General features: G+C 69.3%; 12 protein-coding genes. 4 read left to right on the top strand and 8 right to left on the bottom strand.

All coding sequences use genetic code 11. From position 1 onward, the window contains the following. Nucleotides 1–3 precede the first annotated feature (3 nt). The 3 genes from ABN028_RS05660 to ABN028_RS05650 are packed head-to-tail and all read left to right on the top strand — an operon-like array spanning nucleotide 4 to nucleotide 2,755. Complete coding sequence (locus ABN028_RS05660) at nucleotides 4–228, top strand: MbtH family protein (RefSeq protein WP_349695853.1); 225 nt, start codon at nucleotides 4–6, stop codon at nucleotides 226–228. A gap of 44 nt (nucleotides 229–272) precedes the next feature. Next, nucleotides 273–1,553: an enterobactin transporter EntS gene (gene entS / locus ABN028_RS05655; RefSeq protein WP_349695852.1), complete on the top strand. Its 1,281-nt coding sequence runs from the start codon at nucleotides 273–275 to the stop codon at nucleotides 1,551–1,553. An 8-nt stretch (nucleotides 1,554–1,561) separates the two neighbouring features. Continuing rightward, nucleotides 1,562–2,755, top strand: a complete 1,194-nt coding sequence (locus ABN028_RS05650) for an ABC transporter substrate-binding protein (RefSeq protein WP_349695851.1) — start codon at nucleotides 1,562–1,564, stop codon at nucleotides 2,753–2,755. Nucleotides 2,756–2,779: 24 nt separating this feature from the next. On the opposite strand, the gene ABN028_RS05645 is transcribed toward ABN028_RS05650, so the two are convergent. The 7 genes from ABN028_RS05645 to ABN028_RS05615 all read right to left on the bottom strand — a co-directional run bounded on the left by ABN028_RS05645 (nucleotide 2,780) and on the right by ABN028_RS05615 (nucleotide 8,509). Further along, on the bottom strand, nucleotides 2,780–3,595 hold the full coding sequence (locus ABN028_RS05645; RefSeq protein WP_349327386.1) for an ABC transporter ATP-binding protein: 816 nt from the start codon (nucleotides 3,593–3,595) through the stop codon (nucleotides 2,780–2,782). A gap of 53 nt (nucleotides 3,596–3,648) precedes the next feature. Continuing rightward, nucleotides 3,649–4,710 carry a FecCD family ABC transporter permease gene (locus ABN028_RS05640; RefSeq protein ID WP_349695850.1) on the bottom strand — a complete coding sequence of 354 codons (1,062 nt, stop codon included), beginning with the start codon at nucleotides 4,708–4,710 and terminating at the stop codon, nucleotides 3,649–3,651. Then, the gene (locus ABN028_RS05635; protein ID WP_349695849.1) at nucleotides 4,707–5,729 is read right to left on the bottom strand and encodes an iron chelate uptake ABC transporter family permease subunit; all 1,023 of its coding nucleotides are present in this window, start codon (nucleotides 5,727–5,729) and stop codon (nucleotides 4,707–4,709) included. Before ABN028_RS05635 ends, ABN028_RS05640 begins: the two co-directional genes overlap by 4 nt. Nucleotides 5,730–5,738: 9 nt before the next feature. After that, nucleotides 5,739–6,602: a 4'-phosphopantetheinyl transferase family protein gene (locus tag ABN028_RS05630; protein ID WP_349695848.1), complete on the bottom strand. Its 864-nt coding sequence runs from the start codon at nucleotides 6,600–6,602 to the stop codon at nucleotides 5,739–5,741. A gap of 16 nt (nucleotides 6,603–6,618) precedes the next feature. Next, a complete protein-coding gene (locus tag ABN028_RS05625) occupies nucleotides 6,619–6,843 on the bottom strand; it encodes a hypothetical protein (protein ID WP_349327392.1) in 225 nt (74 codons plus the stop codon). 62 nt (nucleotides 6,844–6,905) lie between these two features. Continuing rightward, complete coding sequence (locus tag ABN028_RS05620) at nucleotides 6,906–7,820, bottom strand: fatty acid desaturase family protein (protein ID WP_349695847.1); 915 nt, start codon at nucleotides 7,818–7,820, stop codon at nucleotides 6,906–6,908. A 164-nt stretch (nucleotides 7,821–7,984) separates the two neighbouring features. After that, entirely contained in the window at nucleotides 7,985–8,509 is a 525-nt protein-coding gene (locus ABN028_RS05615) for a DUF5994 family protein (protein ID WP_349327394.1), read from the bottom strand. 141 nt (nucleotides 8,510–8,650) lie between these two features. On the opposite strand from ABN028_RS05615, the gene ABN028_RS05610 reads away from it, so the two are divergent. Continuing rightward, on the top strand, nucleotides 8,651–9,661 hold the full coding sequence (locus tag ABN028_RS05610) for a tyrosine-type recombinase/integrase (protein WP_349695846.1): 1,011 nt from the start codon (nucleotides 8,651–8,653) through the stop codon (nucleotides 9,659–9,661). Between the two features lie 25 nt (nucleotides 9,662–9,686). On the opposite strand, the gene ABN028_RS05605 is transcribed toward ABN028_RS05610, so the two are convergent. Continuing rightward, on the bottom strand, nucleotides 9,687–9,911 hold the full coding sequence (locus ABN028_RS05605) for a hypothetical protein (RefSeq protein WP_349327396.1): 225 nt from the start codon (nucleotides 9,909–9,911) through the stop codon (nucleotides 9,687–9,689). Nucleotides 9,912–10,068 lie beyond the last annotated feature (157 nt).

Here is a 10,068-nt window from a genome sequence, read left to right as displayed (position 1 = left end):
CCCATGACGAACCCGTTCGATGATCCCGACGGTACCTTCCACGTCCTTGTCAACGACGAGGGTCAGCATTCCCTGTGGCCCTCGTTCGTTGACATTCCCGCGGGCTGGACGCCGGTGGTCCAGGACGAGTCCCGCCAGACCTGTCTCGACTACGTGGAGGAGCACTGGACCGACATGCGGCCGGCCTCACTGATCGAGGCGATGAACGCCGACCAGAAGAGTCGATGAGCAGCGACCAGAAAGGCGATGACGGTCGAGCAGAAGTAGTTCACATGCGCTTAGGTACGCTCGCGATGGACCTGCGTCCGTTGCGTTCCAGTCGGGACTTCCGCCTGATGTTCTGGGCGCGGGTGATCGCGCTTCTCGGCATCAGCCTCACCCTGGTGGGCCTGTCGGTCCAGGTCTATCAGCTCACCCACTCCTCCCTGGCCGTCGCGATGGTGAATGCCGCCGCCGGCGCGACCCTGCTCGCCGGGACACTGGCCGGCGGCATCCTGGCCGACCGGTACGAACGCCGCCAGCTGTTGGTCCTGTCGCGTTCGGCCGCGGCGGCGGTGTTCGCGGCCCTTGCGCTCAACGCGTTCGCCGACGAACCGAGGCTGTGGGTCGTCTATCTGTGTGCCGCGGCGATCGGTGTCATCGACGGCATCAGCGAGACGGCGCTGCTGGCGATCACGCCCAACCTCGTCACCCCGGACCAGCTGGCGGCCGCTGGTGCGCTCACCGCGATCACCACACAGGTGGGCACGATGGTCGGCCCGTCGGTTGGCGGCATGATCATCGCGGGGCCCGGTGTCGCCTTCTGTTACAGCATCACCTGCGTGGCCACGGTGGTCCAGGTGGCACTCACCGTCCGGGTTCGCCGTCGCCCGCCGACGGCGGTCGAGCATCGGCACCCGATCCGGGCGATGCGGGAGGGACTTTCGTTCGTACGCCGGAATCGCGTCATCGGCGGGTTGCTCCTGATGGACGTGGCGGGCGGACTGTTCGCGTTGCCGTACGCGGTCTTTCCCGAGATCGGCGAACGGGTCCTGCACGGCGACCCGCGCACGATCGGCCTGCTCTACTCGGCTCCTGCGGTCGGTGCGTTCCTGGGCGCGGCGTTCAGCGGATGGGTGGGTCGGGTCCGCCTGCCCGGCCGGGCGTTGACCGGGACGATGGCACTGTGGGGACTGGGTATGGCGGCATTCGGATTCAGCCGGCATCTTCCACTGGCGTTGGTGTTCCTGGGTGTCGCGGGGCTGGGGATGATCCTGTCGGAGATCCTGCAGCGCTCGTTGTTGCAGCGTCATACGCCTGACCACCTGATGGGCCGGGTGAGCAGTTTCTGGCTTGCGCAGGCAACGGTGGGTCCGGCCGCGGGGAGCGTGGTGGCAGGGGGTGCCGCCAGTGTGGTGGGGCCGAGCGCCGCCGTGGTGGTGGGTGGCCTGCTCTGCGCGTGTGTCGTGGTGCTCGTCGCGGTGGCGTTGCCCGGATTCCGCAGGGTGACGTCTGCCGGTGTGGTGGAGGAGGAGAGCGGCGACGGGACAGCCGAGGATGTGCTTGTAAGGTAAGGCTAACCATGCTTAGATGGCTTGCGGAGCCGCCGCGCAGGGTCGCCGGAGGCACGGGTGACTGGGTCACCCGTGCTCCGGACGAGGAATGTGGCCGGGGTGCACCAGGTGAGCTCACCGCAGGTGCGAGGAGTACGGCCGGGCAGCGGCACGTCGCTCAACATGAGGGAATGGTGGGTTCACCGATGGCGTATGCCGAATCGAAGTCGCTCGGCCGGCGGGGACTGGTGCTCGGTGCGTTGGGAGGTGCCGCCGCGTTCGGGCTTTCGGCGTGCGGACCTGACGACGACTCCACAGGTCGTACGCCGCAACGGTCGCGGCAGCCGACCACCCGCGAGTTCAAGACCGCCGGTGGGACCACGGTCGAGATTCCGGTGCGACCGCGACGCGTCGTGTGCACGAGCTACCAGATGGCCGCACCGCTTCTCGACGTCGGATACACGCCGGCCGCGGCGGCGGAGATCCCGAACCTGGAGACCTTCATCTCAGGCGACGTCCTGACGAAGTACCAGGCGTTGCCCTCGATCGGGTCCTGGGTCGAGATCAACATCGAGAAGGTCCTTGCGGCAAAGCCGGATCTCATCCTCGTCAACGGCGTGCCGGGTTACACCGACCCCTTGATGAAGGAGTACCCGAAGATCGCGCCGGCCCTTGTCCTCATGGCCGAGAAGACGTCGGACTGGACGAAGGTCGCGATCCAGGCCGCCGATGCGGTGGGGCGCAAGGCCGAGGCGGAGAAGCTTCGTACGCAATACACCGAGCGCGCTGCCGGACTCGAACGCGACTACGCCGACGTCCTCGAGCGGACGAAGTGGAGCATGCTCTATGAGGTCTCCTACGGCGAAGGTCAATGGTCACTTCTCTACCCGGACGGTTGGATCGGCGTCATCCTGCAGGACATCGGGGTGCGCTTCGGCCACGCGACCATCGGCAAGACCGGCACCGGCAAGGCGTACTCCCTCGAACAGCTCACGCTGATCGACGACTCCGACGTCATCGTCGCGCAGGCCGACAACACCGGTGCGCTGGTCAAGCCGATGCGTGCGCTCACGGGCAAGCCTGGCTGGGAGAACCTCCAGGCCGTCAAGGAGGAGGCGGTGTTCCCGATGCCGAACTTCTACACCGTGAGCTACAGCAGCGCGCTCGCCGTGCTCGACACCCTCGAAGGCATCCTCACGAAGCTGCGCTCCCGGGCCTCCTGATCCGGAGCGGCTTCGCGTGAGCCCTCATCCGATCCGGTGGCGGGAGGCCGCGGGGATCACCAACGGGGTACCGGTCTCGGGGTCGTCGATCACCCGGCAGGCGAGGCCGAACACCTCCTCCACCAGGTGCGCGTCCACGATCTCCCGCGGATCTCCTTGTGCCACAAGAGATCCGCCCCGCATGGCGACGAGATGCGTGGCGTACCGGCAGGCCTGGTTGAGATCATGGAGGACGGCGACGAGCGTCCGACCATCCCGGTGCAATCCGGCGCACAGGTCCAGAACCTCCACCTGGTGGGCGATGTCGAGGTAGGTCGTCGGTTCGTCAAGGAGCAGGATCGGCGTCTGCTGGGCCAGCACCATCGCGAGCCATACCCGCTGCCGCTGGCCACCGGAGAGCTCGTCGACGAGCCGGTCCGCGAGGTCGTCGACGCGGGTGTCAACCATGGCTTGCGCGACGACGCGTTCGTCGTCGGCGGACCACTGGCGCAGCAACCGCTGGTGCGGATAGCGGCCGCGCGCCACCAGGTCGGCCACCGTGATGCCGTCCGGCGCGTGAGATCCCTGCGGCAGCAGCCCGAGCCGGCGCGCAACCTCCTTCGAACGCAGGGACTGGATCGACCGCCCGTCCAGGTAGACAGTTCCGTGGCGCGGAGCCAGGAGCCGGGCCAAGCCACGCAACAGGGTCGACTTTCCGCAGGCGTTCGGGCCGACGATCACCGTGAACGAACCTTCCGGGATCGACACCGTCAGGTCATCGGTGACGAGCCGGTTGTCGTAGCCGAGGCTGACGGCTTCGGCCCGCAGACGATCTCTGGCCGGCTGGAGCGGTTCGGTCATCGCGGTCCCTCCAAGGCTGTCAGCCCTTCGTACGCATGCTTTCCCACGCCTTCTCACCACCGACCGGATCGCCACTGGGTCGCCAACAGAAGGCCGAGGTAGACGCCGCCCACGGCACCGGTCGCGATGCCGACGGGAAGCTGCGTGGGCGCGAACAGTCGCTGTGCCGCGAGGTCACTGATCGCCAGCAGCAGCGCTCCCGTCAGCGCGGACGTCACCACGATCGGCCCGGTCGCCCGGGTCAACCGCTTCGCGATCTGCGGCGCGGCCAGCGCCAGGAAGATCACCGGCCCCGCGGCGGCCGTCGCCACCGAAGCGAGCGCCGTGGAGAGGACGAGAAGGCCAGCGCGCACCCGCCCGGTACGTACGCCGAACGCGCGGGCGGCCTCATCGCCCAGGTCGAGCAGGCGAAGCGCCCGGGTGAGGACCAGCACCAGGGGCAGCAGGACCGCGAGGGCGAGCGCCAACGGTCCGGCGTACTCCCACCCGCGCGCGTTGAGGCTGCCGATCAGCCACGCCTGGGCGACCTGGGCACGCTCCAGGTTGGCGCGGGCGAGCAGGAAGTTGTTGACCGCGAGCAGCATGGCGGCGAGCCCGATCCCGACGAGCACGAGCCGGTAGCCGTGCAGGCCGCGACGCCAGGACACCACGAGGACGAACGCCGCCGTTGCGAGACCGCCCGCGACAGCTCCGAAGGCCAGCTGCGTGAAGCCGCCACCGGTGACGAGGATGACCAGCAGGGCACCGGTGGCGGCTCCCTGCGTACATCCGATGACGTCAGGACTGCCGAGCGGATTGCGGGTGAGGTGCTGGAAGACGGCGCCGCTGGCCGCGAGCGCCGCTCCCACCAGCACGGCGGTCACGAACCTCGGCAGGCGCAGGTCGCGGACGGCGTAGTCGTACGCGGGGACCAGGCTGGTTCCGTTGAGGCTGCGGACGACGTCGGCGAGGGGCACATGGAAGTCGCCGACGGCGAGGGCGACCGCTCCGATGCCGGTCAGGGCAGCGACGAGCACCGCCACGACGGCGAGCGTGCGGACGTGCACGCGCACCGACACCTGGGGACGCTCGCTGCGCAGCACCAGCGTGCCTGACGACGTGCGTACGACGGTCACAGCGCCGCGATCCTTCGCCGGCTCACCAGTGCGATGAACACCGGACCGCCCACGAACGCGGTGACGATGCCGACCTGCACCTCGCTGGGACTCACCACGACCCGACCGATGATGTCGGAGACCAGCAGCAGGAGGGGTGCCAGAACCATGGCGTACGGAAGGATCCAGCGGTGGTCGGCACCGACCAGGCGCCGGGCGGCGTGTGGGACTGCGAGGCCGAGAAACGCGATCGGTCCGACCGCCGCCGTCGCCGCTCCGCAGAGCAGCACGATCGCCACCGCCGAGATCGCGCGGGTGCGGATGACGTGGGCGCCGAGGGCCCGGCCGGTGTCCTCGCCGAGAGCGAGCGCGTTGAGCGCCCGCGCCAGGCCCAACGCCAGCAGCGCGCCCAGTGCGAGAAAGGGCAGGAGCGGGACCAGCGTCCCGGCGTCCCGGCCGGCGAGCGAGCCGACGATCCAGAACCGGAACTCGTTGAACGCCTCGGGATCCAGCGTGATCACCGCCTGCGTCACGGCGACGCAGGCGAAGGCCACGGCGGTGCCGGCCAGAGCGAGGCGGACCGGGTTGACGCCTCCCTGGCCGGCCGAGCCCAGGGCGTACACGACGACGGCCGCGAGGGCCGCTCCGGCGAACGCGAACCAGACATAGCCGGAGAACGCCGAGACGCCGAAGACCGAGATCACCGCGACGACGGCCGCAGCCGCGCCGGCGTTGATGCCGAGAATCCCTGGATCGGCGAGCGGGTTGCGGGTCAGCGCCTGCATCAGGGTGCCGGCGAGCCCGAGCGCGGCGCCCGCGGCGAGGCCGAGCAGGGTACGTGGAACGCGCAGTTCCCGGACGATCTGGTGGTCGGTCGAGGAGTTCGCGTGGTGGAGCGCGTCGAAGACCACGGCGGGGGAGATCGGCTTCGCTCCCACCATCAGGCTGAGCTGAACAGCGAGCAGCAGCAGGACGAGAAGGGCGAGAAGGCCGGCGACCCGGGCGGTACGCGAGTGCGCCGCACGCCGGACCCTGGTCACCAGGTAAGGCTAGCCTAAGCCGCAGGGCGGCATTGTTGACGCTTCACCTGGTCGGGTGTTCCACCTGCGCAGGAGCGGGTCGGCGTCGTGGAAGCGGACGTCCAAGGGCCGACGCCCGCTCGCGAGGACCGCGACGGACGCCACGTAGCCTTCCGGCAGGCAGAGATCGGCGAGGGCGAACACCTCCGCCGGATGATCCGGATCGGTCGACGACAGCACCCGCGGCGGCTGGTCGGGCGCGGAGACCTCGATACGTCGGAGGTCGTGCGCGAGCCCGCGTCCGGTGGCCTTGACGAGCGCTTCCTTCCGCGTCCAGTAGCGCAGGAACGCGGCGTGCTGGCGCCGCGCCGGGAGCTGCCACAGGTGGGCACGCTCGCCGGGGGTCAGCACGTATGCGGCGAGGTCCGAGACATCGCGTCCGGCGGTGCTACTGCTGCCGCTGCCACCGCCGCCGCTGCCGCCTGGCGACTCGACGTCGATGCCCACGGATCCCGCGGTACTCACTGCGACGAGTACGCGGTCACCCGCGTGCGTGATCGACACGCCCGGCGCCCCCTCGTGCAGGAGGCGCGGCTTGCCATGGGGCTCGCCGCAAGTTGCACAGGTGCTGTCCAGCCGTACGCCGGCCGCAGGGATCCGCAGCGCACCGCCGACGACGATCCGGACCAACGCACGTCCGAGCGTGAAACGGTCCGCGTCAGCGCGCTGTCGGTAGGCCGTACGCCGGGTGCGCTCGACCGGATCGAGGAGCACGGTATGCCGACGTTCGAGGGATGCGAGGGTGGCGCACCAGACGTCACAGCCGTCACCGGCCCGGCCGGCTGCCCTCCGCGCCGGCGTCAGCTCAGGCCCCTGCTCCGTCGGCTCCACCATCGTCGGTCCTCGATGGTCAGAGAACCGCACCACGGGGCGTCACTTCGATGGAGGCCACACCACGGCCGTACAACACGACGAGGCGGTCACCATGGCGGGTACGCAGCACACCGGTGTCCTGGGCGAGCCGGGAGATGACGTGCTCGACGACCTGCTCCGAGTCGGTGACCTCAGGTTCCTCGTAGGTGAGATCCAGCTGCGCGCCGCTGAGCAGTCGCACCCGCAGAACAATCGATGCCATGTCTCAGCACTCTAGAGTGGCCGGCGAGGTATGTCGCCAGGCTCACCGACCTTGCCGACCAGTCAGGAGAGTGCCCGCTGGGGCGCGCGGAGGCTGGCTCCGGTCTCGTGCAGGTAGGCGAGGATCTCGCGGTAGGAGCGGATCAGTCCGGTGTCGTGGTAGGCGATGCCGCGTTCACGGCAGAACGCTTCGACCAGGGGTTTGGCGCGGCGCAGGTTCGGCATCGGCATGCTGGGAAACAGGTGGTGCTCGATCTGGTAGTTCAGCCCGCCGAGGGCGTGGTCGACGAACCATCCGCCGCGCACGTTGCGGGAGGTGAGGACCTGCTTGCGCACGAAGTCGAGTCGTTCCTCCAGCAGCGGCATGCCCTTGTGGTTCGGCGCGAACGAACAGCCCATGTAGAACCCGAAGACGGCCTGGTTCACGGCGAAGAAGGCGAGCGCCTTGCCGGGCGAGAGCACCAGGAACAGTGCCGAGAGGCAGCCGATCGCGTGCACCGAGAGCAGGAACATCTCGACTCCCGGGCGCTTGACCTCACCGCGCCACAGAGCGCGGATGCCGGAGCCGAACAGGGCGAGTCCTTCCAGCAACAGCAACGGGAAGAACAGGAACGCCTGCCAGCTGGCGAAGGTCCTGGAGGCGATGCCGCGTCGCTGGCTGGCCTGGTGTTTGGTCCAGGCGATCCCGCCGACGCCGATGTCAGGATCATCATCGACGTGATTGGGGTTGGCGTGGTGCCGGGTGTGCTTGCCGATCCACCAGCCGTAGCTCAACCCGATCCCGAGGTTGCCCAGGGCGAGCCCGACCAGCCGGGCGCGGCGCTTGGACGCGAACACCTGCTGGTGCCCGACGTCGTGGGCCAGGAACGCGATCTGGGCGAACACCACCGCGAGTCCCACCGCGACAAGCAGCTGCCACCACGAGTCGCCCACCGCGAAGAACGCCAACCCCGCCGCCGCGAACAGCCCAAGCGTCACCGCGAACCTCACCGCATAGTGTCCAGGACGCCGATCAAGCAGCCCTGCCCCACGAATCCGGCGTGTCAACGCGGCGTAGTCACTACCGCCTCCCGTGGATCTGTCCGCTGGTTCGCCGCGTCGTGGTAGTGCGGTCGCCCCGCCCGGTCCGGCCGACGCCGCGCTCATGCCTCACCGCCGTCCGCCGGGTCTGCTGCATCCCGGGCGACGACTGCCGCGGCTTCGGCGAGGATCTTCGGTGCGGGCGTGGTGTTCGCGGCCTGTGTGGCGAGGTTCATCGCCGCCTCGGCGACGGCGGGGCTGGTGGCCGAAGGAATCACCAGCAGGTCGACCCGGTACTTCTCGGCGCACATCACCGTCAGGAGTGCGTCCGGTTGGGTCGTGAACCAGCTGAGTCGGATGGTGCGGTCCGCGACGCGTATCTGGCGCGGTCGGCTGTCCCAGCCGTGGATGCCGAGCATCACACTCGTCACCGCGAGGAGACGATCGTCGACGGCGAGGATCAGCCCCGGCAGTTCGGCGTACGGATCGATGGATCTGGGCCACCAGCCACCGTGGACCAGCGACTGACGTGACAGGGTGGGTGACCACTGCACGCGTGGTGCCGGCGGGGCGGGCGAGGCAGCCGCGGGATGCTGGCCGCCACGCTTCTGGCCACCATGCTTGTAGCCACCATGGATGAACGTCACCGCGGTCCACCTTTCCGAGGCCGAGAGGCCTCTGGTGCAGGCGTCGCCCGCGGCCACAGGCTGAGTCTGTACGTACGGATATCACGAGACTACGCGGCAAGGCTTCCGAGAACCACCATTCTCGGAAGTAGAATCCGCGGCGTGAATGCTGTAAGGGGACCTCGGTACGCCGTGGCCGGACGCCACCGGCGCGGACCCGTGCCGCTCCCGGCCGCCCTGAAGTCTGCCCACGCGATCTACGTCGCCGAGCTCGCCCAGGCGCCGCTGTCGCCGGAGTCCCGGCGGACTTATGCCTCCAAGGTCCGCCAGTACCTCGTGTGGCTGGACTCCTGGCTGCATGCTACGGATGCCGGCGGCGACCCGCTCTCCGACCCGGCCGTCAGGGACCGTGCCGTCCGGGAATGGCGTACCCACCTGGTGACCGTGGCCGGCCTCGCTCCGGCATCGATCAACAACGCGCTGAGTGCTGTCGACGATCTCTACATCCGGCGCGGTATGGGGCGGGCGGCCGCTCAGCGGGTCGACGTGACGGCACCTCCGCCCCGCGCACTCGATGAGCAGGCTCAGCTGTGCTGGCTACGCGCCGTCGAGGCTCATCCGTCTGCGCGGGACCGGGCCCTTGCAGCCATACCCTTCTATGCCGGTGCCCGGATCGCAGAGACCGTCCGGCTCGACATCGGCGACGTCGAGATCAGGGGCACGGCGGGTCTTCTCCGGATCCGTAACCACGGCGGCTCCGTCGGCACAAGGATCCGCGAGGTCCCCGTTCACCCCAAGCTGCGCGACGACCTTCGGCGCTGGCTCACCGAACGCGCGGACTGGCCGGGTGCCCGCAGCACTCCGGCTCTGTTCCTCAACCACCGCGGAAGCCGGCTCACGGTACGCGGAGCGCGCGACATCATCGCCCGCATCGCCGCGGCGGCGGGCCAGAGCGACGCGGTCACCGCGCACGTCCTGCGGCACACCTTCGGCACCAACCTCGTCCGCGGAGGTACCGACCTCGTCCTCGTCGCGGAGTTGCTCGGCCATGCCCGGTTGGAGACGACCCGCAGCTACACCGAGCCGTCGGCGACCGACCGGACCGAGGCACTGAGGCTGCTCCCGGAGCCGGGCGGCACCAGTCGGCGCGGGGCACGGGATCGACGGTCGTGAACGCGGAACCTCCGTCGAGGATCGCTCAGCGGTTCGCCATGGACCGGCGTACGGCAGGTTCGACCTCGGCGGCGAACAGCCGCATCGACCGCAGCGCCTGTTCGTGGGTATGGCCGGGAAGCCTTGCCCAGAAGGCGAACTGGTCGAACGCAACCTGGCGGTGGAGCTCGACCAGCGCGGCGGCGACGGTGGCGGGGTCGCCGACCAGGTAGTCCGCGCGCCGCAGCCGGCTACCGGTGGGCGCGGGCACCGGCCGATCCGGGGGCGCCTCCAGCAGTGAGCGCCATGGGCGACCGCTGGCGGAATTCGTGGCAGAGCCCGAAGGCCGGAGTCGGCCTGCCTGCGTCGTCCACGCCATGTCCTCCCTGTGGCCAGTCTGGAAGATGTTACCTCAGAATGATTGACAT

Origin of the sequence: Actinopolymorpha sp. B17G11, from assembly GCF_040196095.1 — a bacterium.
Lineage (GTDB): Bacteria > Actinomycetota > Actinomycetes > Propionibacteriales > Actinopolymorphaceae > Thermasporomyces.
This window is presented reverse-complemented; position numbering and strand designations above follow the sequence as displayed.

Coding starts and splice junctions, on each gene's coding strand:
- ABN028_RS05650 (WP_349695851.1), top strand. CDS start 1,562: ATGCTTAGATGGCTTGCGGAGCCGCCGCGCAGGGTCGCCGGAGGCACG.
- ABN028_RS05645 (WP_349327386.1), bottom strand. CDS start 3,595: ATGACCGAACCGCTCCAGCCGGCCAGAGATCGTCTGCGGGCCGAAGCC.
- ABN028_RS05625 (WP_349327392.1), bottom strand. CDS start 6,843: ATGGCATCGATTGTTCTGCGGGTGCGACTGCTCAGCGGCGCGCAGCTG.
- ABN028_RS05630 (WP_349695848.1), bottom strand. CDS start 6,602: ATGGTGGAGCCGACGGAGCAGGGGCCTGAGCTGACGCCGGCGCGGAGG.
- entS (WP_349695852.1), top strand. CDS start 273: ATGCGCTTAGGTACGCTCGCGATGGACCTGCGTCCGTTGCGTTCCAGT.
- ABN028_RS05660 (WP_349695853.1), top strand. CDS start 4: ATGACGAACCCGTTCGATGATCCCGACGGTACCTTCCACGTCCTTGTC.